This window comes from Nocardia sp. JCM 34519.1 (assembly GCF_020361265.1).
In the GTDB taxonomy this organism is placed as follows: Bacteria; Actinomycetota; Actinomycetes; order Mycobacteriales; family Mycobacteriaceae; genus Nocardia; species Nocardia arthritidis_A.
The window spans coordinates 25,695-48,234 of sequence record NZ_JAIRBR010000026.1 but is presented as its reverse complement, the minus strand read 5'-3'; the positions used below and the strand labels follow the sequence as shown (position 1 = coordinate 48,234).

The 22,540-nt window shown below is 68.0% G+C and carries 24 protein-coding genes; 8 read left to right on the top strand and 16 right to left on the bottom strand.

Annotated features, from left to right (window positions below):
• Positions 1-40 precede the first annotated feature (40 nt).
• Entirely contained in the window at positions 41-871 is an 831-nt protein-coding gene (locus LGY53_RS38295) for an NAD(P)H-binding protein (protein WP_225731578.1), read from the top strand.
• Positions 872-918: 47 nt separating this feature from the next.
• Here the strand turns inward: LGY53_RS38295 and LGY53_RS38290 are convergent, their stop codons facing one another.
• From LGY53_RS38290 to LGY53_RS38270, 5 genes are all read right to left on the bottom strand, one after another.
• Positions 919-1,752: an ABC transporter permease gene (locus LGY53_RS38290; protein WP_225731577.1), complete on the bottom strand. Its 834-nt coding sequence runs from the start codon at positions 1,750-1,752 to the stop codon at positions 919-921.
• A complete protein-coding gene (locus tag LGY53_RS38285) occupies positions 1,749-2,732 on the bottom strand; it encodes an ATP-binding cassette domain-containing protein (RefSeq protein WP_225731576.1) in 984 nt (327 codons plus the stop codon). Before LGY53_RS38285 ends, LGY53_RS38290 begins: the two co-directional genes overlap by 4 nt.
• A gap of 77 nt (positions 2,733-2,809) precedes the next feature.
• Positions 2,810-3,943: an o-succinylbenzoate--CoA ligase gene (gene menE, locus LGY53_RS38280; RefSeq protein ID WP_225731647.1), complete on the bottom strand. Its 1,134-nt coding sequence runs from the start codon at positions 3,941-3,943 to the stop codon at positions 2,810-2,812.
• Between the two features lie 292 nt (positions 3,944-4,235).
• Positions 4,236-4,628, bottom strand: a complete 393-nt coding sequence (locus LGY53_RS38275) for a VOC family protein (protein WP_225731575.1) — start codon at positions 4,626-4,628, stop codon at positions 4,236-4,238.
• A 33-nt stretch (positions 4,629-4,661) separates the two neighbouring features.
• Entirely contained in the window at positions 4,662-5,555 is an 894-nt protein-coding gene (locus LGY53_RS38270; protein WP_167478184.1) for a 1,4-dihydroxy-2-naphthoyl-CoA synthase, read from the bottom strand.
• A gap of 105 nt (positions 5,556-5,660) precedes the next feature.
• Here LGY53_RS38270 and LGY53_RS38265 point away from each other — a divergent pair, with 105 nt between their 5' ends.
• From LGY53_RS38265 to menD, 3 genes are all read left to right on the top strand, one after another.
• Entirely contained in the window at positions 5,661-6,347 is a 687-nt protein-coding gene (locus tag LGY53_RS38265) for a PaaI family thioesterase (RefSeq protein WP_225731574.1), read from the top strand.
• Between the two features lie 73 nt (positions 6,348-6,420).
• Positions 6,421-6,870 carry a hypothetical protein gene (locus tag LGY53_RS38260; RefSeq protein WP_225731573.1) on the top strand — a complete coding sequence of 150 codons (450 nt, stop codon included), beginning with the start codon at positions 6,421-6,423 and terminating at the stop codon, positions 6,868-6,870.
• A gap of 177 nt (positions 6,871-7,047) precedes the next feature.
• Positions 7,048-8,691, top strand: a complete 1,644-nt coding sequence (menD, locus tag LGY53_RS38255) for a 2-succinyl-5-enolpyruvyl-6-hydroxy-3-cyclohexene-1-carboxylic-acid synthase (RefSeq protein WP_225731572.1) — start codon at positions 7,048-7,050, stop codon at positions 8,689-8,691.
• Between the two features lie 64 nt (positions 8,692-8,755).
• Here the strand turns inward: menD and LGY53_RS38250 are convergent, their stop codons facing one another.
• Positions 8,756-8,995 (bottom strand): hypothetical protein, encoded by a 240-nt coding sequence (locus LGY53_RS38250; RefSeq protein WP_225731571.1) that lies wholly within the window; start codon positions 8,993-8,995, stop codon positions 8,756-8,758.
• A 112-nt stretch (positions 8,996-9,107) separates the two neighbouring features.
• The gene (locus tag LGY53_RS38245; protein ID WP_167478180.1) at positions 9,108-9,344 is read right to left on the bottom strand and encodes a hypothetical protein; all 237 of its coding nucleotides are present in this window, start codon (positions 9,342-9,344) and stop codon (positions 9,108-9,110) included.
• Between the two features lie 217 nt (positions 9,345-9,561).
• Between LGY53_RS38245 and LGY53_RS38240 the strand changes: the two genes are divergently transcribed.
• Positions 9,562-10,119: a TIGR03086 family metal-binding protein gene (locus tag LGY53_RS38240; protein WP_225731570.1), complete on the top strand. Its 558-nt coding sequence runs from the start codon at positions 9,562-9,564 to the stop codon at positions 10,117-10,119.
• A gap of 70 nt (positions 10,120-10,189) precedes the next feature.
• Here the strand turns inward: LGY53_RS38240 and LGY53_RS38235 are convergent, their stop codons facing one another.
• Positions 10,190-10,801 carry a TetR/AcrR family transcriptional regulator gene (locus LGY53_RS38235; RefSeq protein ID WP_225731569.1) on the bottom strand — a complete coding sequence of 204 codons (612 nt, stop codon included), beginning with the start codon at positions 10,799-10,801 and terminating at the stop codon, positions 10,190-10,192.
• Positions 10,802-10,883: 82 nt separating this feature from the next.
• Between LGY53_RS38235 and LGY53_RS38230 the strand changes: the two genes are divergently transcribed.
• A complete protein-coding gene (locus LGY53_RS38230) occupies positions 10,884-11,918 on the top strand; it encodes an aldo/keto reductase (RefSeq protein WP_225731568.1) in 1,035 nt (344 codons plus the stop codon).
• 1 nt (position 11,919) lies between these two features.
• On the opposite strand, the gene LGY53_RS38225 is transcribed toward LGY53_RS38230, so the two are convergent.
• The 4 genes from LGY53_RS38225 to LGY53_RS38210 form a co-directional block, all read right to left on the bottom strand.
• Positions 11,920-16,056, bottom strand: coding sequence for a bifunctional nitrate reductase/sulfite reductase flavoprotein subunit alpha (locus tag LGY53_RS38225; RefSeq protein ID WP_225731567.1), 4,137 nt, complete (start codon positions 16,054-16,056; stop codon positions 11,920-11,922).
• A 124-nt stretch (positions 16,057-16,180) separates the two neighbouring features.
• Positions 16,181-16,885, bottom strand: a complete 705-nt coding sequence (locus LGY53_RS38220) for a demethylmenaquinone methyltransferase (RefSeq protein ID WP_225731566.1) — start codon at positions 16,883-16,885, stop codon at positions 16,181-16,183.
• A gap of 90 nt (positions 16,886-16,975) precedes the next feature.
• Complete coding sequence (locus tag LGY53_RS38215; RefSeq protein WP_225731565.1) at positions 16,976-18,118, bottom strand: glycosyltransferase family 1 protein; 1,143 nt, start codon at positions 18,116-18,118, stop codon at positions 16,976-16,978.
• An 84-nt stretch (positions 18,119-18,202) separates the two neighbouring features.
• Positions 18,203-18,664, bottom strand: a complete 462-nt coding sequence (locus tag LGY53_RS38210) for a MarR family winged helix-turn-helix transcriptional regulator (protein ID WP_225731564.1) — start codon at positions 18,662-18,664, stop codon at positions 18,203-18,205.
• Positions 18,665-18,720: 56 nt separating this feature from the next.
• On the opposite strand from LGY53_RS38210, the gene LGY53_RS38205 reads away from it, so the two are divergent.
• Positions 18,721-19,086, top strand: a complete 366-nt coding sequence (locus LGY53_RS38205; RefSeq protein WP_225731563.1) for a cupin domain-containing protein — start codon at positions 18,721-18,723, stop codon at positions 19,084-19,086.
• On the opposite strand, the gene LGY53_RS38200 is transcribed toward LGY53_RS38205, so the two are convergent.
• A complete protein-coding gene (locus LGY53_RS38200; RefSeq protein WP_374111300.1) occupies positions 19,083-19,538 on the bottom strand; it encodes a DUF3592 domain-containing protein in 456 nt (151 codons plus the stop codon). The genes LGY53_RS38205 and LGY53_RS38200 overlap by 4 nt on opposite strands.
• A 91-nt stretch (positions 19,539-19,629) precedes the next feature.
• Here LGY53_RS38200 and LGY53_RS38195 point away from each other — a divergent pair, with 91 nt between their 5' ends.
• Positions 19,630-20,136, top strand: coding sequence for a DUF2505 domain-containing protein (locus LGY53_RS38195; RefSeq protein ID WP_225731562.1), 507 nt, complete (start codon positions 19,630-19,632; stop codon positions 20,134-20,136).
• Positions 20,137-20,179: 43 nt separating this feature from the next.
• Here LGY53_RS38195 and LGY53_RS38190 read toward each other — a convergent pair whose 3' ends face one another.
• The 3 genes from LGY53_RS38190 to LGY53_RS38180 are packed head-to-tail and all read right to left on the bottom strand — an operon-like array spanning position 20,180 to position 22,386.
• Positions 20,180-20,614: a VOC family protein gene (locus tag LGY53_RS38190; protein WP_225731561.1), complete on the bottom strand. Its 435-nt coding sequence runs from the start codon at positions 20,612-20,614 to the stop codon at positions 20,180-20,182.
• 55 nt (positions 20,615-20,669) lie between these two features.
• A complete protein-coding gene (locus LGY53_RS38185) occupies positions 20,670-21,095 on the bottom strand; it encodes a helix-turn-helix transcriptional regulator (RefSeq protein WP_225731560.1) in 426 nt (141 codons plus the stop codon).
• A gap of 10 nt (positions 21,096-21,105) precedes the next feature.
• Complete coding sequence (locus LGY53_RS38180) at positions 21,106-22,386, bottom strand: geranylgeranyl reductase family protein (protein WP_225731559.1); 1,281 nt, start codon at positions 22,384-22,386, stop codon at positions 21,106-21,108.
• Between the last annotated feature and the right edge of the window lie 154 nt (positions 22,387-22,540).

The following is a 22,540-nucleotide window of genomic DNA, read 5'->3' as shown; positions in this document are numbered from 1 at the left end:
AATTGCGATCGAGTCACGGCTCGGGACAGTGGGTTTCGCGATGACCATCCTCGTCACCGGCGCGCGCGGCAATATCGGCGCCCGCCTGATCGCCACCCTCGCGGCGGCCGGGCACGATATTCGCGCCTCCGCACGCGATCTGACGGATCTGCCACCCGGCGTGCCCGCTGTCGAACTCGATATCACCGCGCCGCGCAACGTTGCCGCCGCACTGCACAACGTCTCGGCCGTATTCCTGTACACGACCCGCGCCGATACCACGGAATTCCTGTGCGCCGCACAGGAACTCGGTGTCGGACACATCGTCCTGCTGTCATCGCCTGCCGCATTCGAGGCGGGTGAATTCGACAAGCGAATCGGCCTGCTGCACCGCGCCGCCGAGGCCGCACTGGTGAAATCCGGTCTGTCGCACACGATTCTGTATCCGAGCTGGCTGGCAACCAACGCCCGCCGGGATTGGGGCGCGCAAATTCGTGAGACGGGTCGCGTCGCAATGGCTTACCCGGACGCCAGGGTTTCGCCCATCCATATCGACGATATCGCCGAGGTCGCCGCGAACCTTCTGGTGCGCGAGGACAATCGGGCGCGCATGCTGATGCTGACCGGACCCGAATCGCTGCGCCTGCGCGATCTGGTCGACACTCTGGGAGATGTTCTGGGGCAAAAGATTCCGGTCGACGAGTTGACCAGGGAACAGGCACTGGCACGGGCGACGCTGCCCGCGCCGGTACTCGAGATCCTGCTCGACACCTCGGCCAGATCGGTGGACGTCCCCGCCGCGCTCACAAATACCGTCGAACGCGTCACCGGTCACCCCGCCCGCCCCTTCCGGGACTGGGCGCTGGCGCATCGCGCCGATTTCGCCGCATGACGAAACGCCGGACAGCTCGTGGCTGTCCGGCGTTGTCCGGCAAGGGTTTACGCCCGCCGCATGTAGGCGGCGACGGCCAGCGGCGCGAAGATCGCGATCACGGCCACCGAGGTGAGCAGCGACCAACCCAGATCCGCGCTATAGGTGCCGTCGTTCATCAGCTGACGGCAAGCGTTGACCATGTAGTAGATCGGATTCACCTTGTTCAGTCCCTGCAGCCAGCCCGGCATGGTGGCGACGCCGGAGAACACGCCGGACATGAAGGTCAGCGGGAACATGATCATCATCGAAATGCCTTGCACGCCAGACGCACTCTTACCGGTGACGCCGACAAGCGCCCAGATCCAGCTCACGGCGAACGAGCAGAAGATGATGGCCAACCCGGCCACCGCGACGCCGAAGAACCCGCCCTCCGGCCGGTAGCCGAGGCAAAGACCGACCACGATCGTCAGCACGGATGCGAGCAGATAGCGCACGACGTCCGCCAGCAGCGCACCCGCCAACGGCGAAATGCGGGCGATGGGAAGGGATTTGAACCGGTCGAACACCCCCTTGTCCATATCCTCGCGCAATTGGGTTCCGGTGACGACGGAGGTCATGATCACCGTTTGCACGAAGATGCCGGGGATCAGCGTCGGCAGGTAATCGTGCACATTGCCCGAGATCGCACCGCCGAAGATGTAGGCGAACAGCACCGTGAACAGGATCGGCTGGACGGTGACGTCGAACAGCTGTTCCGGATTGTGTTTGATCTTCAGCAGCCCGCGATAGGCCATGGTGAACGAGGTTTGTACGGTCTGCCGCAACGAGATCCGGTTGCTCGCGGCCGGAATCTCGCGCGCGGCATGGCGCGCCGGACTGGGTGCGGTGATGGTGGTCATGCCGCGCTCCTTTCGGATTCGTCTTCGGCCGGATGGCCGGTGATGGTGAGGAAGACCTCGTCGAGGCTCGGCTTGGTCACCGTGATCTCGTCGATCGGAATCTCCCACTCGCGCAAGCGAATCAGCAGATCCGCGGTGACGTCCGCATCGGGCAGCGGTGCGGTCAGCCTGCCCGCCTCCGGGGTGATCGTCGCTTCCGCGCCGAGGAATTCGCCGACCACGCGGCGGGCCTGGGGCAGTTGCGCTCGGTCGGCCAGGGTGAGGTGCAGCGAGGAGCCGCCCACCGAGGCCTTGAGCTCATCGGCCGTGCCATCGGCGATCACCCTGCCGTGGTCGATCACCGCGATGCGGTCGGCCAATTGGTCGGCCTCGTCCAGGTATTGCGTGGTGAGCAGCACCGTCGCGCCCTCGCGGACCAGCCGGCGGATGGTCTCCCACATCTGCGCGCGGGTGCGCGGGTCCAGCCCGGTGGTCGGTTCGTCGAGGAACAGCAGCGGCGGGGCCGCGATCAAGCTGGCCGCCAGATCGAGTCGCCTGCGCATACCGCCGGAGAAGTTCTTCAGCGGCTTGTTCGCCGCCTCGACGAGATCGAATTCCTCGAGCAGTTCGGCCGCCTTGCGCCGGGCGCCGCCGCGACTCAACCCGAGCAGGCGGGAGAACAGGATCAGGTTTTCGGTGGCCGACAGGTCCTCGTCCACCGAGGCGTACTGCCCGGTGACGCCGACCAGCGACCGTACGGCCGTCGGTTCGGCGACCACGTCGTGGCCGAAGATGCGGGCGCTGCCGCCATCCGGTCGCAGCAGGGTGGCCAGCATCTTGATGGTGGTGGTCTTGCCCGCGCCGTTCGGTCCGAGCACGCCGTACACCGCGCCCTGCGGTACCGCCAGGCTCACTCCGTCCACGGCACGCTGTTCCCCGAACACCTTGACCAGCCGGTCCGCCTCGACGGCGAGCGCTGAAGTTGGTGCGTAAGAAGTCATGCGCCAACTGTGCGGTCCGCGTCTTGCACGGTCCTTGCACCGCGATGGCGCGACCGCTTACACCCGCTTGCGTAGTGTCAGTGCGCCGATTCAGCCAGCAGATGCTCGCGCAACCTGGCCCGATCCGGCTTGCCGGGTCCGCGCAGCGGAATCTCCTCGACCAGCGTCAATTCGCGTGGCGCCGCGATCGGATCCAGCTCGCGCATCACATGCTCGCGCAGTTCGTCGAGGGTCGGCACCGCATCGCGGGTGGGCACCACCGCGACCGCGACCCGCTGACCGAGCCGCTCGTCCGGCACACCGAGCACGACGCATTCGGTGATCGCCGGATGCGTGCTCAGCACCGCCTCCACCACCTGCGGGATGACGAGCAGTCCGCCGGTCATGATGGCCTCGTCGAGCCGTCCGGTCACCGTCAGCTTGCCGTCGTCGAAGGTTCCCGCGTCATCGGTGCGGAACCAGCCGGGTTCGGCGAAGGCGGGATGGTCGGGCTGGCCGCGGTAGCCGGAGGCGAGCACGGTGCCGCCGAGCAGCACTCGGCCGTCGTTGACGCGCACCCGCACGCCGTCGAGCGGGACGCCGTCGTAGACGCAGCCGCCGCAGGTTTCGCTCATGCCGTAGGTGCGGACCACGTTGATACCGGCGTCGAGCGCCCGCTCGTAGACCGGCAGCGGCGTCGCGGCGCCGCCGACGATCACCGCATCGAGTTCGGTGAGCGCCTTCGTCGCGATGGGCGCGTCGAGGGCCTTGATCAGCTGGGTGGGCACCAGCGCGGTGTAGCGGCGCTCGCCGCGCATTCCGGAGATGACCCCGGCCAGCGCCTCGGGCAGGAAGCCACCGGATACGTCGAGCACGGTGGGTTCGGTGCCGGCGAGAATGCTGCGCAGCAGCACCTGCAGACCCGCGATGTGATGGGTCGGCAGCGCGAGCAGCCAGCTGCCCGGACCGCCGAGCCGATCGTGTGTCGCATTGCCGCTCGCCCGCAGCGCGGCCGCGCTCAGCAGCGCGCCCTTGGGCACACCCGTGGTGCCGGAGGTCGTAACCACAAGCGCCACTTCGTCATCGATCGCCTCGCCGGGCGAGAGCGCGTCGCTGAGCCGTCTGGCCTCGCGACGATCCGAGGTCGGGATCGGCAGCCACGCCGGGCCGCCGCCCTCCAATGCCTCACGCAGGTGCGGCAGTACATCGCCGACACCGGATCCGGTCGGCATGGGCAGCGTGCGCAGTGTTCTTGTCACGACCCCTCCTTGCCCTTCACGCCTGCGATCGTGTCATGTCCGCGCACCGGCGGTTTGCTGGGGTGGCGCGGGCGTACGGCGGCCACCCCAAAGGAATGGGGTTCTGGAAGGCCAGGCATCGAGACAGCGATTCCCTCGTCGGACGATTGTCATCGGCGGCCACCTCGGACGTCGGTGGTCGGGGAGGCATCGAGCGCTATCGTCCTCGCCGCGCTGCCGCTTGGCAACCCGGCCTACCGTGCAAATGCCCTATTCCAGGCTTCAATTACGGCGGTGACCAGCGCGAATCGCGTCGAAGCGGATGCTCGGTCGGAACTTCGACCAAAACGATCGAAACTCCGTCCGGGTCGCGCAGCCACATCTCGATCAGGCCCCACGGCTCGCGCACCGGGGGCCGGTCGATCGGAATTCCCTTGAGCGCCAACTCGGCGGCCGCGTCGGCGGCGTCGCGGACCTGCAGCCACAGCGCCCCGTCGAACGCCGACGGGTTGCCCGTTGCGCCGTGCGCGGCGATCTCCACCAGCGACTGACCGGCGAAGAAGACCGTGCCGCCGGGATATTCACGCGCGATGGCCAGCCCGAGCCCGTCCCGGTAGAACGCGAGCGTGCGTTCGTAGTCGGCCGGGCGCAGGAGCACCCGGCTGCTGAGGATGTCCAAGGTTCTCCGTCCGCGATCGAGGGTGCCGTCAGATCAGAAGTACCACGGGTACGGGGTCCAGTCGGGCTGGCGCTTCTCCAGGAACGCGTCGCGGCCCTCGACCGCCTCGTCGGTCATGTAGGCCATCCGGGTCGCCTCGCCCGCGAACAGCTGCTGGCCCACCAGCCCGTCGTCGAGCAGGTTGAACGCGTACTTCAGCATGCGTTGCGCCTGCGGCGATTTGCCGTTGATGTCGGCGGTCCACTCCAGCGCGACATTCTCCAGCTCCGCGTGGTCGACCACCTTGTTGACCGCACCCATCTGGTGCATTTCCTCGGCGGTGTACGGGCGGCCGAGGAAGAAGATCTCGCGGGCGAATTTCTGCCCGACCATCTTCGCCAGGTACGCGCTGCCGTAGCCGCCGTCGAAGCTGCCGACATCGGCGTCGGTCTGCTTGAACCTGGCGTGCTCGCGGCTGGCCAGGGTCAGGTCGCAGACCACGTGCAGGCTGTGTCCGCCACCCGCGGCCCAGCCGTTCACCAGCGCGATCACCACCTTCGGCATGAACCGGATGAGCCGCTGCACCTCCAGGATGTGCAGTCGGCCCGCGCGGGCCTTGTCCACCGTGTCGGCGGTCTCGCCGCTGGCGTACTGGTAGCCGCTGCGGCCGCGAATGCGCTGATCGCCGCCGGAGCAGAAGGCCCAGCCGCCGTCCTTCGGGCTCGGGCCGTTGCCGGTGAGCAGCACGGCGCCGACATCGGAGGTCATCCTGGCGTGGTCGAGCGCGCGGTACAGCTCGTCGACGGTGTGCGGGCGGAAGGCGTTGCGCACTTCCGGCCGGTCGAAGGCGACACGCACGGTGCCCTGGTCGACGTGCCGGTGATAGGTGATATCGGTCAGGTTCTCGAATCCGGGAACGGGCCGCCACAGTTTGGGATTGAACGTCACCGGTCCGATTATTGTCCTGGCGTTCGGGGTGCAGGGCCCGCAGTTCCCGTTGCTGGAACCAGCAATTCGACTTGACGGTGTAAAGCTTCGCGATAACGTGCAAATATGAGCGAGCGAGTGAAACCTGTTCCAGGAGCTGGCAATGGAACAGGTCCGCGGATCGACCGCAGCGCGGTGGACGAATCCCGCTACGAGCGGCACGGCGGCTTCCCGAAGGTGAGCCGCGCGGCGATCGGCGCCAACTTCGGACCCTTCGTCGAGGCCATGCGCACATTGCAGGATCTGGCCGTCTCGGTCGACGCGCCCGACGAGACCTATGGCGAAGCGGTCGCACTCGCCGATCGGATGATCGAACTGCTCGAACCGCACCGCGCGCCCGAACTGCAGGGCCCGGCCGGTCGCGCCGTCGAATTGCCGGGGCGCGGCAGCCTTTTGCTGCTGCCGTGGCGGGTGCTGGAGGCCGGGCCCGACGGCATCACCATGGCGGGCGAATTCCGCCGATACCACTTGGGCGGCAACGGCGCCGCGCACGGCGGCGTGCTGCCGCTGCTGTTCGACGATCTGCTCGGCATGATCGTGCACTACGCCGGACGGCCGATCAGCCGCACCGCGTACCTACATGTGAACTACCGCAAGATCACTCCGCTGCAAGCCCCGTTGACGGTGTGCGGCCGTGTCGATCGGATCGAGGGGCGCAAAACCTTCGTCACCGCCGAATTGCGCGATGAGCAGGGCGATTTGCTCGCCGATTGTGAAGGGCTGATGGTCCAGTTGCTGCCGTGGCAGCCATAGAGCGTGAACTCCGGCCGTGGCACGTATAGTTGCGGCTGCTCGTTCATCGAAACCTATCCGGAGGAACCTGAAAGTGGTTGCAGCACTGTCTGAATCCCTGCTCGACGACGCCAAGCGTAAGGCCTTCCTTGCCGACGCCGTCGAGGTTCTCGACGCCGAGGTCTCGGACAAGGGTGGTGCGTCCGGGCTGGCCGTGAAGGGCGGCTACGCGGCGGTCAAGAAGATCAGCCCGTCGATCGTGCCGGATCTGCTGGATTCGTTGGCGCCCAAGATGCTTACGCAGCTGGAGCCGTTCTGGCAGGAATACGCGGCGGCCGGCTCGGCGGGCAACTTCGCCGACCTGCTCACCGCCAAGTCCGACGAGGTGGCCGAGGCGCTGCTCGCCGTCACCGACGAGCGCGCGCAGGGCTCGACCCGGCCCGCGCTGCAGAAGGTGTACTCCTCGATGCGTGGCTCGGCCAAGAAGCACGTCATCGAGGCGCTGCCGCGCGTCGGCGACCTGATTCAGCGCCACGCCAACTGAGTTCGCGCACGCCGTGCGCGTCGAGCGCGTCGCAGCACCGGAAGCCGTTGGCAGGAACGGCTTTCGGGATGCGGCGCGCCAGAGGTGTCCGGGGTTCGCGCAAGGGCTTGGTGGCCGATCAGACACTGTGAGTAGGGTGACGCAGACGTGGGCCGGACTGTCTGAGAGGCTGGGGGTGTGAACCCGTCTACAGCACAGGCACAGGTCGTCGTCGACGAACTTGTGCGCGGGGGTGTGCGGGATGTCGTCCTGTGCCCCGGATCCCGCAACGCGCCGCTGGCGTTCGCCCTACAGGCGGCCGACGCGGCCGGTCGGCTCCGGTTGCACATGCGCATCGATGAACGGACCGCCGGATTCCTCGCCATCGGGCTCGCGGTGTCCAGCCGCCTGCCCGTACCCGTCGTGATGACCTCGGGGACGGCGGTGGCCAATCTCGGTCCCGCCGTCCTGGAGGCCAACTACGCCAGGGTGCCGCTGATCGTGCTCAGCGCCAACCGGCCGTACGAAATGCTCGGATCCGGCGCCAACCAGACCATCGAACAGCTCGGTCTGTTCGGCAGCCAGGTGCGGCTCACGGTCAGCCTCGGCCTGGCCGAGGCGGAGTCCGGATCCGCCGAATGCCCGCCCTACCGGCATCAGAACAGCCAGTGGCGCACCGCCGTCTGCCGGGTGCTCGCCGCGGCCCGCGGCACCCGCTCCGGCAATGCCGGGCCGGTGCACTTCGATATCCCGCTGCGCGAACCGCTGGTCCCCGATATCGCGCCCGGCGAGGCGGTGCCGCCCGGCCGTATCGACGACCGAGCCTGGACCGAGACCAAGTACGCCACCCTCGATGTCCCGCTCGACCTCGACCTGAGCCCCGACACCGTGGTGATCTCCGGGCACGGTGCCGGACTCCGGCCGGAACTGGCCGACCTGCCGACGGTCGCGGAACCCACCGCGCCCATGCACGGTCCGGCGCTGCATCCGCTCGCGCTGCCGCTGCTGAAGCCGCGCCAGGCCGTCATCACGGGTCGGCCGACCCTGCACCGCCAGGTCGCCAAGGTGCTCGCCGACCCGGCGGTCATGGTCTACGCGTTGACCACCGGCCCGCGCTGGCCCGATGTCTCCGGCAACGTGCTGGGCACCGGCACCCGCGCGGTGACGACCGGTGCGCCGCGGCCCGAATGGCTTGCGCACTGCCGCGAGTTGAATGCCAAGGCGCACCAGGTGGTTCGCGCCGAGCTGGCCCGGCATCCGAAGCCGACCGGACTACATGTGGCGGCCGTGGTGATGGATGCGCTGCACGAGGGCGATCAGCTACTGCTCGGCGCGTCCAATCCGGTGCGGGACGCGGCGCTGGTCTCACAGCCGAAGCCGGGCGTCAAGGTGCTGTCCAACCGCGGCGTCGCGGGTATCGACGGCACGGTCTCCTCGGCGGTCGGCGCCGCGCTGCACCATCCCGGGCGGACCATCGCGCTGATCGGCGACCTGACCTTCCTGCACGACGCGTCCGGGCTGCTGATCGGTCCCGGCGAACCGCGGCCCGCCGACCTGACCATCGTGGTGGCCAACGATGACGGCGGCGGCATCTTCGAACTGCTCGAACAGGGCGATCCGCAGTACGCGGGGGTGTTCGAGCGGGTCTTCGGCACCCCGCACGGGATGGATCTCGCGGCGTTGTGCGCGGCCTACCGGATTCCGCACCGCCAGGTGGATCCGGAGCGGTTGGCCGTCGAGTTGGCCGCGCAGACGCATGGCATGCGGGTGCTGGAGGTGGCCACCGAGCGGTCGAGCCTGCGTGAGCTGCACGCGACCGTGCGCGCCAAAATCGCACCCTGAAATCCGCGGGCGCCCAAGGATATTCGGCTGCCCCGCACCCCGATGGGTGCGGGGCAGACGTGTGTCAGTACACGGGTTGCTGATCGGGTTCGTCGTCGAGCGGAACCGGAATCGACTGCTCGACGATATCGGCCGGATCGGCGCTGAACGCATCGCGCTCGATCAGGGCGGCCACCTCGTCGACCGTGTCATCAGTGGCGTCATCCGTGTACAGCCCGTCGTCGGGGTACGCGGGTACGGACTGCTCGGCGAAGTCCGCTTCCGGCACCTCATCCAGGAAGCGGGGTGTGCTGCGGTCTGTCATCGGCGCTCCTCTCCCCGTTGTGGATCGGCGGTGTCGGCGGTGCACTGAAATGAACAGCCGACAGCATCGAGGATGCCCCTCCCGCACCATTACGGCAACCGGTCGGTCCGGGTTATTCGCCGTCGACCGGACCGGTCCCGTTCGCCGGATGCTCGACCAGCGCCAGCGTGCGGGCCGACATGAACCGTGCCGTGCGCACCGGTGTTCCCGTCCTGGTCACCTCGCTGACCTCCACGACGCCGCGCGCGATCCGCACCTCGACGCGCCGCCCGGCCCTCGTCGCCGTCACCTCGTAATTGCGAGTACCGTCGCCGACATCGACGACGATCTCCACCCGATCGCCCTTCATCTACCAATTCTCCGCTTTTCTAGCGGTTTTCGCCGCTACAGGATGGTTTCGGCGCGGGCTTCCGGCCGAGTTGTCATCGGGCCGAGACGCTTTCGCGACCGCAACGTATCGGATTGCCGACAATTCGCGCGCCGGAAAATGCGGAGACGCCGATGAATTCCGCTGGGCCGCATAGTCTCGACACAGGGGAGAACCCGAATGAACGGTAGGAGCTGAAATGCAACCGGAATTCGATATGGAGCAGGCCGCCGACGCACTGGCGCGCGTAGTCGGCGGGATCACCGAAGCCCAACTCGACGAGCCGACGCCGTGCTCGGATTTCACTGTGCGGCAACTGCTCGCGCACACCTCGGATGCCGTCGACGCACTGCGCCGACTGGCCGCGCGTGAGCAGGTCTCCGCGCCGTCGAAGGAACTGCCTGCGGACTGGCGCGACCTGATCCCGACCCAGCTGAAGGGGTTGGTCATCGCCTGGCGGGAGCCCGCGGCCTGGGACGGCGATGTGGAGGTGTTCGGCGGTACCCGCCCCGCGTCGGCATGGGCGCGTATCGCGCTCGACGAACTGGTCGTGCACGGCTGGGATCTCGCGGTCGCGACCGGTCAGCAATTCGACTGCGCGCCAAGTGATCTGGAGGTACTACAGGGCTGGTGGCAGAATGTGCCCGCCGAGGGTATGCCCGGCATGTTCGCCCCGGCCGTCCCGGTGCCCGACGACGCGTCCGCCCTTGATCGCGTGATCGCCCGCAGCGGCCGATCACCTTCCTGGCAGGCGTAGTCCGCACTCGTCGTAGCGGCATGGCCAGTCAGCTGACGTGCCGATCACTTCTGGATGCCACCAAGACGGGTCATGGGGCGAAAGTCCCTGCGGCAACGGCATTCACCGCCGCCTCGGCGGACTGCACCGCGACTCGGTCGTCGATCGGATCACCGCTGGCGAGCAGCCGGTAGTAGAGCGGCGCGGAAACCGCGGACAGCACCGCGCGCGGGTCGGTGCCGGTCGGGGCCTCGCCGCGGGCGATGGCCGCCTCGACGCAGGGCGCCCATTCGGTGAGCCGGATGTCGTAGAAGCGGCGCAGGGCGGCGGCCGCGGTCTCGTCGCAGGTGGCCGCCGCGATGACGGCGCGGAAGAGCCTGCCCTGGCGCGGGTCGGCGAGGGTGCGCGCGACCAGGCGGGCGTTGGCGGTGAGGTCGCCGAGCAGTGATCCGGTGTCGGCGCGCGGCACGGACTCCTCGGCCATCTCCGCCAGCAGGTCGGTGACGAGTCCGGTCGGGGTGCGCCAGCGCCGGTAGACGGTGGTCTTGCCGACCTCGGCCCGCGCCGCGACCTCGGTCAGGTCGAGGTGGGCGAAGCCGCGTTCGGCCAGTAGATCGCCCGCGACGCGCAGCACGGATTCGCGGACGCGGGCGGTGCGGCCGCCGGGGCGGATCGAGCCCGGCGGTGTGCTCTCCAAAGTCATAACGGAACTCCAGTTTCATTTATGGCGAACCGGGTGTAAGGTTCGAAGCGTTAACGGAACTATAGACCCTTTAGGAGTCATTATGGAGTACCGGCGGCTCGGTGCATCAGGTCTGCTGGTCCCGGCCCTGAGCTTCGGCGCGGGCACCTTCGGCGGGCGGGGCGAACTGTTCGAGGCATGGGGTCGAACCGATGCGGCCCAGGCCCGCAGGCTGATCGACATCAGCCTGGAGGCGGGCGTCACCATGTTCGACACCGCCGACGTCTACTCCGACGGCGCATCGGAGGAGGTGCTCGGCGCCGCCATTCGCGGCCGCCGCGATCAGGTGCTGATCTCCACCAAGGCCTCGCTGCCCACCGGACCCGGCCCGTTCGACGCGGGTTCCGGGCGCGCCCGGCTGATCCGCACGGTCGATGCCTCACTGCGCAGGCTCGGCATCGACCACATCGATCTGTTCCAGCTGCACGCCTTCGATGCGGGCACCCCGGTCGACGAGGTGCTCGCGGCGCTCGACGATCTGGTGCGGGCAGGCAAGATCCGCTACCTCGGCGCATCCAACTTCGCGGGCTGGCAATTGATGAAATCCCTTGCGGCGGCGGACCGGAACGGGCTCACCCGCTATGTGGCGCATCAGGTCTACTACTCGCTCGTCGGCCGCGACTACGAGTGGGAGCTGATGCCGCTGGCTCGGGATCAGGGTGTCGGCGCGGTGGTGTGGAGCCCGCTCGGCTGGGGCAGGCTCACCGGCAAAATCCGCCGCGGCCAACCACTTCCGGCGGGCAGCAGGCTGCACCGGACCGCGCAGGCCGGCCCGCCCGTCGATGACGAACTGCTCTACAACGTGGTCGACGTCCTGGACGAAATCGCCGCGGAGACGGGCAAAACGGTGCCGCAGATCGCGCTCAACTGGCTGCTCCAGCGTCCAACCGTAGCCACTGTAATCGTCGGTGCGCGCGACGAACACCAGCTGCGCCAGAACCTCGGCGCCCTCGGCTGGCAACTGGACCCAACCCAAATCGCCCGCCTCGACAAGGCAAGCGCGACAACCCCGCCCTACCCCTACTACCCGTACTACCGCCTCCCGGACTTTGCCAGGCTGAATCCCCCGGCGGCGTAGCTCAGTAAACGTCTCGGACGTAACGTTTTTCGGCGATCATCTGCTTGCGGAACGCGAGTGCGCCTGCCTCGTCGAGCTTTCCGTGGATGCGGGCGATGCGCAGCAGCGCGTCGTCGACGTCCTTGGCCATCCGGGTCGCGTCACCGCAGACGTAGAAGTGCGCGCCGTCGCGCAGCCAGGCCCAGAGTTCGGCGCCGTGTTCGATCATCCTGTGCTGCACGTAGATCCGCTCGCGCTGGTCGCGGGAGAAGGCCAGATCTAGCCGGGTGAGGAAGCCGGAGCGGAACATATCCTCCAGCTCGGCGCGGTAGTAGAAGTTGTGTGCCGCATGCTGTTCGCCGAAGAACAGCCAGTTGCGTCCGGTGGCGCCGACGGCGCGCCGCTCCTGCAGGAAGCCGCGGAACGGCGCGATGCCGGTGCCCGGCCCCACCATGATCATCGCCGCCGCCGGATCCTGCGGCGGCCGGAAATGCGGCGCCCGTTGCAGGAATATCGGCACGGGCGCCGCGCCGACCCGGTCGGCCAGATATGTCGAGCACACCCCGCCGCGCTCGCCGTAGCGCACGACGCTGACGGTCAGCTGCACCTCGTCCGGACTGACCAGCGGGCTCGACGAGATCGAATACTGGCGCGGTTGCAGCTTTTTCAGCATGCCGAGCCAGTCGACCAGATCGGCGCGCACCGGGAAATCGCGCAGCACGTCGACGGCCTGACGGTCCCACAGATAGTTGTCGAGCTCGTTGCGGTTGTCCCGGCGCAGCAGCTTGGCCAGTTGCGGGCTGGCATTCCTGGCGGCGAGGAAGCCGAGCAGTTCCGCGCCGACCTTGCTGATGTCGTAGTGCGTGCGCAGCGCCTCGGAGAGCGGCAGCTCCCGGTCGTCGAGTTCGACGACGCGGCGTCCGTCCAACCCGGTCACGGCGAGCCATTCCGCGACCAGCGCTTCGTTATTGGTCGGCCAGATGCCGAGCGAATCGCCGACCTCGTAGCTCGCCTCCAGCCCGCGTAGGTCGAAGCCGAACTGCCGCACCTCCTTCGAGGTGCCCGCCTGCGAGAGCACCTCATTGCGCAGCAGCGGGGCGTGCACCGGCGCGCTGCGGGTGAACTGGGCCGGTGCGCGCTGGATGCGCGTCGGCGCGGTCAGCATCGTCGCGCCGCGCGGTCGGGTTTCGGTCGGCATGGCGTCTGAATCAGACTGTGCTGCAGGGATATTCGACTCTCCAGCGAGTACCGCGATGATATCGTCGAGCCACTGGGTCGCGGGTTCGCCGAGATCGGCCTCGCTGTCCAGGCGCGGAAGCAGCCGGGTCGCACCGCGTTCGGCGAAGGTTTCGTCGAGTTTGCGCCCGTGCCCACAGAAATCGTCGTATGACGAGTCGCCGAGGGCGAATACCGCGTACCGCACGTTCGCGAGCCCGATCGTGCTGTCGTGCAGCCGATCCCAGAAATCCGCCCCGTTGTCCGGCGGCCCGCCGTCGCCGAAGGTGCTGCTGATGACCAGCACATCGCCGGTCAGCCCCGTCAGCTCACAGGAATCCATGTCGAGCAGTCGCGGGGTGAAGCCGGTTTCGGTGAGCCGCTCGGCCACCACCGCCGCGAATTCCTCCGCCGTCCCGGTCTGCGAGGCCCACAGCACCGTCACCGGGCGCTGGACCGCCGGTGCGGCCGCACCGGCCACCGTTGCCCGCGAATACATTCCGGCGAGCAGGCCGTCGATCCAGAGCCTGCTGTGCGGCGCCAGCGGTGCGGAATCCGGCAGCACCGGCTGTCCGTGCACCGGAATCGCCTGCAGCGCGGTCAGATACCCGCTGAGGTAGATGCGTTCGGTCTCGGTGAGCGTCGGCGTCGCGGCGGCGTCCAGCCCGAGCGCCCCGGCCAGCGGGTGTGCGGGCGCATCGGGCGCGAGCACCGCCGTGGCGTCGATGGAAAGCCCTGTGCTCGTTGTGGATTCGGTCATCGGTGCCACCCGCCGCAGCGCCACCGCGCAGACCTTGAATTCCGGCTGCAGCGAGAACGGGTCCACCGCGTCGTTGGTCACCGCGTTGATGGTCAGGTATTCGCCTTGCTCGTCGTTCCAGTGGAACGGCGCGAAGCAGTCGCCGGGCCGCACCCGGTCGCTGATCCGCGTCGGCAGCACGGCTCGCCCACGGCGCGAGGTGATTTCGAGTTGATCGCCGTCGCGCAGCTCCAGCCGCTCGGCGTCATCCGGGTGGATCTCCAGGAAGGGCTGCCCGTTCAGCTTGTTCAGCTTGTCGATCTTCCCGGTCTTGGTCATGGTGTGCCACTGATGTTGCAGCCTGCCGGTGTTCAGCACGAACGGGTAGTCGTCGTCCGGCATTTCGTCCGCGGGCAGGTGCGGGCGCGGCCAGAAGACGGCCCGCCGGCTCGGCGTCGGGAAGGCCAATTCCGGCCGGTGACCGTCGGCGTCGACATAGAGGTCCTGGCTCACCCCGTCGTTGCGATAGCGCAGCGGATTGCGCCGCCGGGCCGGATCCGGGCACGGCCACTGCATCGGCCCATCACGCAGCAGGTCATAGCTCATCCCGCGCAGGTCGTAACCGGTGGCCGGGTTGGCGAACCGCTTGATCTCCTCGAAAATCTCCGCGCTGGAATCGAATTGGAAGCCGTCGAAACCCATTTCGGTGGCCACGTCGGCGATCAGCCGCCAGTCGGCTCGCGCCGCGCCCACCGGATCGACCGATTGTTGCAGCAGGGTGACGTTGCGCTCCGAATTCACCATCACCGCATCGGCTTCGGCCCACAGCGCGGCGGGCAGCAGGATATCGGCGTAGGCGTTGGTCGCGGTCTCCAGGTAAGCGTCCTGGGCGATCACCAGCTCGGCGGCCTCCAGCCCGGCGATCACCGTCTTCCGATTGCTGATGCTGGCAACGGGATTGGTGCAGATGATCCAGGCCGCCTTGATCCGGCCGTCGGCCATTTCGCGGAACATCTCGATGGTGCCCGGCCCGGCCTCGGTGCGCAGGCTGCCCGGTTCGATACCCCACGCCGTTTCCACGAAGGTCCGATCGGCGGGGGAGAGGACGCTGCGCTGCCCCGGCAAACCCGGTCCCATATAACCCATTTCGCGCCCGCCCATGGCGTTGGGCTGCCCGGTCAGCGAGAACGGTCCGCTACCCGGCCTGCAGATCGCGCCCGTCGCCAGGTGCAGGTTGCAGATCGCGTTGGTGCTCCAGGTGCCGTGGGTCGACTGGTTCAGGCCCATCGTCCACAGGCTCATCCATTCGCCCGCCGTGCCGATCCAGCGTGCCGCGGTGCGGATATCGGCCTCGGCGAGCCCGGTGATCTCGGCCACCCGGTGCGGCGGATAGTCGGCGAGGAATTCCGGCATCGCGTCCCAGCCCTCGGTATGTTCGGCGATGAAATCCTTGTCGATATCGCCGTTTTCGAGCAGCAGGAACAGCAATCCGTTGAGCAGGGCCAGATCCGTGCCCGGCGCGATCTGCAGGAAGAGATCGGCGCGCGCCGCGGTATCGGTGCGCCGCGGATCCACCACGATCAATTTCGCGCCCTGCTTGAGCCGATCGGCCATGCGCAGGAACAGAATTGGATGACAGTCGGCCATATTCGCGCCGATCACGAAGAACAGATCGGCCTTTTCGAGGTCGTCATAGGATCCCGGCGGCCCGTCGGCGCCGAGCGACTGCTTGTATCCGGTGCCCGCGCTGGCCATGCACAGCCGCGAATTGGCCTCGATATGTACCGTGCGCAGATAGCCTTTGGCCAGTTTGGTCGCCAAATACTGTGCCTCCAGCGACATCTGGCCCGATACGTACAGCGCGATCGCGTCCGGTCCGTATTCGTCCAGAATTGCCCGCAGCCGTCCGGCGGCCTCGCGCACGGCCTCGTCGACCGGGACCGGCAGCGGGGTGGCGTCGCGCTCGGGCCGCCGGTACGCCGTGGCCATCCGGCCCGGTGTGCGCATCAGCTCCAGATGGGTGGCGCCCTTCGTGCACAACCGGCCCGCATTCGTCGGATGCAGTTTGTCGCCCGCGACCTTGGCGATTACCGGTGCGCCCTGCGCGTCGGACTTGGTCTCGACGGTTATCCCGCAACCGACGCCGCAGTACGAGCACGCCGTTCTGGCGATGCGCGTACCGGGGGCCGAGACTGTTTCCGCCATGGCACCGATCATGGTCAGCGCCGATTTCGGCGGCTTTACCTCGCGTTATCGGTGCGTGACGATCCCCCTCACCCCGGGGCGGGGCGACGGTGAGGAAGAATTTTCGTCGGCTGAATTCGGCCGGTCAGCCCAGCTTGTAGCCGCGGTGCAGCGCGACGATGCCGCCGGTGAGGTTACGCCATTTCACCGAGGACCACCCGGCATCGGCGATCCGCACCGCGAGTTGACGCTGGTTGGGCCAGGCGCGAATGGATTCCGCCAGGTAGACGTAGGCGTCCGGATTGCTGCTCACCGCGCGTGCCACCGCGGGCAGCGCCCGCATGAGGTATTCCATGTACACGGTCCGGAAGACCGGGATGATCGGCGTGGAGAATTCGCATACCAGCAGCCGCCCGCCCGGTTTCGTGACGCGCAGCATTTCGCGCAGCGCCCGGTCCGAGTCGGAGATGTTGCGCAGGCCATAGGAGATGGTCACCGCGTCGAAGGAGTCGTCGGCGAACGGCAGATTCGTCGCATCGGCCGCCACCATCGGTACCCCGCGGAATTTGCCCGCGGCCAGCATGCCCTGCGAGAAATCGGCGGCCAGGCACCACGCGCCGGATTTCGCCAGATCCAGGGTGGAGATGCCGGTGCCAGCCGCGAGGTCGAGCACCCGCTCGCCGGGCCGGGGCGCCACCGCCCGGCGCACCGCCCACCGCCAGTAGCGGTCCTGACCCAGCGAGATCACGGTATTGGTCAGGTCGTATCGCTTCGCGACACCGTCGAACATCGACGCGACCTCGTGCGGCTGCTTGTCCAGCGATGCGCGAGTCGATTGTGTATTCGCCACGCAACGACCCTAATAAATGCCGTCGGGGTCGGCTCGGCCGCAGTGGTGGATTATCCGTCGGAAAGGGCCGCCGGATCCGACGTGCGCGATTTATGCGGTATGCGGCAAGGAAATTCGCGTGCCGATGACGTCCGCGTAGTGACCCATGAGCTCGGTGCAGATGGCGGGCCAGGTGCGGTGTAGCACCGATTTGCGCGCCGCACCGGCGAATCTGGTCCGCAACCGCGGATCCCGCAGTGCCGCAACGGCGCTGGGCAGCAGTTCGGTGAAGCGGTCGACCGGTAGTAGATATCCGTTGCGGCAGTGCGCGATCAGGTCGCGCGGCCCGCCCGCGTCGGGCCCGATCACCGGGACACCGGAGGCGAGCGCCTCCTGCACGCCCTGGCAGAACGTCTCGTGCTCACCCGGATGCACCATCACATCGAGGCTCGCATAGGCCTGTGCCAGCTCGTCGCCGCCGAGTTCGCCGGTGAACACCGCGCCGGGCATGAGCCGCGCCAAGCGGGCCCGTTCCGGTCCGTCACCGACGATGACGAGCTGGATGCCGGGATCGTCGGCCAGCGCCGCGAGCCGGTCGACATGCTTTTCCGGCGCGAGCCGCCCGACGAATCCGACGAGCAGCCGGTCGTCGCCGCGCAGCCAGGTCGCGCGCAGCTCGGTCCGCCGCGCCGACGGGGTGAACCGCGCGATGTCGACACCCCGGCCCCACCGGTGGATTCGCGGAATGCCATGGCGCGCAAGGTCTTCCGCGGCAGCACTGGAGGGGGCCAGCGTCCGGGTGGCACCCTCGTGGATGCGGCGGGTCCAGGCCCAGGCCGCGCGCGTTGCCAACCCGAGCCCGTAGCTCTTGGCGAAACCGGCCACATCGGTCTGGTACACCGCGACCGTCGGCAGGTCCAGCCGCAGCGCGGCGCCGAGCCCGCCGGCGCCGAGCAGGAATGGCGAAGCCAGATGCACGACGTCGGCGTCGAAGGCCGCGATGGCCGCGGTGATGCCGGGCTGCGGCAGGCCGACCGGCAGCGAGCTGATCTTCGGCACCATTACGGCGGGCACCCGGTGCACCGGGAAGCGGCCGTGCCGGTGCGGCGCGCGCGGCAGACCGCGCACGGTGTCCGGCGCGACGATCAGCGCCTCATGACCGTGGCGGTCCAGATGGTCCAGGACCCGCAGCACGGAGTTGACGACGCCGTTCATATTCGGCAGGAACGACTCCGCGACGATCGCTACACGCACGTTTTCAGAGTGACCGGGCCAGCGCGCCACACCCCGACACCGACGTGAAGAGCGCGGAAAGTTACGGCAAACGCTTGCCCTGTTTCACACATGCGGTGATCGCCACCGCGGATCGGCCAGCCGTTCCTCGGTGGCGATCGCGGTGAGCATGCGCCGCAGCGCCGCGACGCTGTCCGCGTCGTTGGCCTCGATCAGTTCGCGCTCGAAGTCGCGGTGGAAGCGCCGGGCGGCGGCCAGCGCCCGATTGCCCTTATCGCTCAGATAGAGCAGTTTGGCGCGGCGGTCGGCCGGGTTGGCGCGGCGTTCGACGTAGCCGCGCTCGCACATCTCCTCGATCAGTTGGGCCGCACCCTGTTTGGTGATCGTCAATCGGTCGGCCAGCTCACTGGTGTTCATCGGCCGCTCGGCGAGGCTGCGGAATACGTAGCCGTAGGACGGGCCCGCGTCACCGAAACCCTGTTCGGCCAGTGCTTCTCGGAGTTGGCGGACGAATTCCTGGTAGGCCAGGCCCATGAGGATGCCGAGGTCTTGCGGCGTTGCGCTCATACCGCCATGATAGACAAGCCAACTTGTTCAAGTTGGCTTGTCTATCTAGGAGCGTCATGCACGTCATCCAGGCCGAGGAAACCCCGAAGTTCGAGGTTCCCGGCGTCGAATTCACCGGAATGGCCGCGCCCAGCCGCGGTTCGAAAGAGCTCTGTACCTGGCGCATCACCGTCGCACCCCATCGGGCGAGCGACGATCCGCACGTACTCGATCGCGACGAAATCTTCATGCTCACCTCGGGTCGGCTCGAGATCAGCGGTCGGGTCGTGCGCGCGGGCGACACCGTCGTCGTCCCCGCGGGCGAACCCATCGCCGTCGCCAACCCGAGCGACGAACCGGCCGAGGCCATCGTCGCGATCGCGGCGGGTTTCGCCGCCGAGATGGCCGATGGCACCGCCGTGCGGCCGCCGTGGGCGCTTTAGTCCGCGGTCTTGCGCCGGGCCGCCCGGCGCAGCACCAGCAGCGTCGGTAGCGCGACCGCCCAACTCACCGCGATCACCGATAGCGCGGGTGGTATCGCGACGCGCACATCGCGCCCGGCCACCCGCACCAGATCGGGATCGCTGCGCGAGTACTCGACGTTGATCCGTTCCCCGGCCGTCAGATTGGTCGGATACAACACGCCGACCTTCGGATTGTGCGACTTGCCGTCCGGCGTGACGAACATGACCGCGGACCGCAGCCGCCCCGCCGACAACACCTCGGCGGTGGCGACACCCTTGTCCGAATTGATCAGATAGTCGTTGCGCCAGGCGGCCGCCACCAGCAGCACCGTGAGCGCGCTCACCACCGACGCCGCGACGACGACGCCGATCGCCGCCCGCCGCAGCCGAATCCGGCGCCGGTCCGGCGGGCCGTCCACGGCAGCGCGCACGGCCGCGCGAAGGCCTGGCCTGCGGCGATCAGACTGCGTGGTTTCCGACACCGCAACAGGCTACTTCGCGGCTCGGCTACCGTGTGCGGCCATGTCCCGAAAATTCAGCTTCACCGTGCCCTACACCGTCCCGGTAGAAGAGCTTCACCGGGCGGTAACCAACGACGAGCTCTGGCATGCCCGTTTCTCGGGGGCCGAGACGGCGACACTGGAGCTGTCGCATCCGGAGGGCGACAACACCATTCGCATCCATATGACCGAAAAGGCAAGTGACGAAAAGGTTCCCAGCATCGTTAGTAAGGTGCTCAAGAGCCAGCTGGTGCTGGAGCGCACCGACAACTGGGGCGCACTCGACGGCGAGGTGGCACGGGGTTCGTTCGCCGGAGCCACCCAGGGCATCGTCACCGAGATGTCCGGAACCTACGAAATGCGTTCCACCGCAGAGGGTTCCGAGATCGAGGTGGTCGGCACCGTGCAGGTGAAGGTGCCGGTGGTCGGCGGCGCGATCGAACCGCTCGCCGAGCAGCTGCACCACCGGGTGCTCAACAGCGAGCGCAAGTTCATCGAGGAGTGGTACGCCACCCAGTCCGCGGTGTGACCGACAACCCCCGCGTCCCCCTGTCCGGGGGACGCCGGGGAGGTCACGCGAAGTCCGCGGGCGTGAACTCCTTGGGCTCCACCAGCACCAGCCAATTGCCGGAGTTGTCCCGGATGATCGCCTCGGTGCCGTACGGACGCTCCGCGGGCGGTTGGATGGCTTCGACGCCCTTGGCGGTCAGCTCGTCGAAGGTCTTCTTGCAGTTGTCGGTTCGCAGCCCGAGCGCGCCGTTGGTGCCGTTGGCCAGCGCCCGCCGGATCGCCTCGGCATAGTTCTCGTCCAGCGGCGGCCCGGGGATCATCAGCGTCACCTCCAGCTCCGGATGATTCGGCAGTACGACGGTGACCCAGCGAAAACCATTGTCGCCCATCGTGATATCGGTGTGCTCGACGAAACCGAGCTTTTCGATGTACCACTGCTTGGCCGCATCCTGATCGGTGACATAGATCGTGGTCAGGGAAACATTGGTGATCGTCATGCGAGCAGGCTATCGTCGAGGCCGACGCGTGTGCTTCTCCGGAATTGCGGAAATATCAGGCCCGGGGTTTGCGGTCCGAGAGCCCGTGCATGAAGACGTAGCAACCCGGAACCCGGGGCGCGCCGTCGGCGAACTTCGCCTGATACTCCGATGGCGTCACCCCGACCAGCTCCCGGAACTTACTGCTGAACGATCCGAGGCTGCTGTATCCGACCAGCATGCACACCTCGGTGACCATCAGGTTCGTCGCACGCAGCAAATCCTGCGCGCGCTCGATCCGCCGCTCGGCCAGATACGCCGCGGGCGTCACCCCGTACACCGCGGCGAACGCGCGCAGGAAGTGGTATTTGGAAATCCCTGCGGCAGCGGCCAATTCGTCGAGATCCAGCGGCTCGGCGTAGTTGCGGTCGGCGTGATCGCGGGCCCGGCGCAGATAGGTGAGCAGCTGCAGCGGCGGTTGTGTCCGCCCGGGTCGCGCCATCGCCGTGCCCCTACGCGAAGGGCTGCAGTTGGTCGAGACGCATCGACGCGCGTCCCGCCGTCCGCCACGCCCACGCGGTGACATCGGCGTCCTCGTCGGTGACCAGATTGCCCATCACCCGAACGGCGGTGCGCTGCAAGTACTTCGACCGCAACACCGGCGGCCCGCCCAACGGCACCATACGCGGGTGGGTGGCCAGCGCGGCGATCCGTCGCGCCACCGAGAAGGTGCGTCCGTAGCGTGCCCGCAGCAGCTCCGGCCACACCCGCGTGAGATCCGGCTCGTCCAACAGCCCGGCCAGCAGGCGCCCGCCCTCCAAGCCGTAGTCGATGCCCTCGCCGTTCAACGGGTTCACGCAGCCCGCCGCGTCACCGACCAGCGCCCAGTTGCGCCCAGCCACATTCGACACCGCACCGCCCATCGGCAGCAGCGCCGAGGCGACGGCGCGCACCGGACCGTCGAACTGCCACTCCGCGCGGCGCAGCCCGGTGTAGTGCTCCAGCAACGGTTTCAGCGCGATATGCGCGGGCCGCCGCTCGGTGGCCAGCGAGCCGACGCCGATATTCACCTCGCCGTTGCCGAGCGGGAACACCCAGCCGTAGCCGGGCACCAGCTCACCGGCGGCGTTGCGCAATTCCAAATGCGAAGTGATCCATTGATCGTCGCTGCGCCCGGACTTGATGTACGCGCGCGCCGCGGTGCCGTACGCGTAGCGCCGATGCCAGGTGCGCCCGAGCATCTTGCCGACGGGGGAGCGCACACCGTCGGCGACGACGAGCGTGCGGCAGCCGATGGTGCGGGCGCCGGAAGCGGTCTTGACGATCACACCGGTGACCCGGTCGCCCTCGCGGGTGATATCGACCACCTTCGCGCCGTCCACCATCGCCGCGCCGGACTTCACCGCCGTCTCACGCAGTTTGTCGTCGAGTTCCGTTCGGGGAACGGCACTTCCATATGTCGGGAAGGATCCGCCCGGCCACGGCAGCTGCACCTCGCACCCGAATCCGGACAGTCGCAGGCCGTGGTTCACGGTGTGTGCGCGCACCCATTCGCCGAGTCCGAGATGTTCCATCTCCGCGGTCGCGCGCGGTGTCAGGCCATCGCCGCAGGTCTTGTCGCGTGGGAACACCGCGGAATCGAGCAGCAATACGCCCCGGCCCGCCCGCGCCGCCCACGCTGCCGCCGCCGAACCCGCCGGGCCCGCGCCGACGACCAGCACCTCGGCCCGGTCGGGCAGCGCGCCGGGAGCGTCCCCGGGTTCGGTTGCGGGAGTTACGTCCGGTGCACCCATGGCGTCCATACTCGCAGGACGATCTCGGCGGTGTCGATGAAGGGGATATCACCTGGCGCGCGGTCGCTCAATAGTGTCTGCGAGTGTGGGTAACCGACTCGCGTGCGAGCGTATGCGAAAGTGTCTGGTACACCGCATAGTGACGGTGTTCATG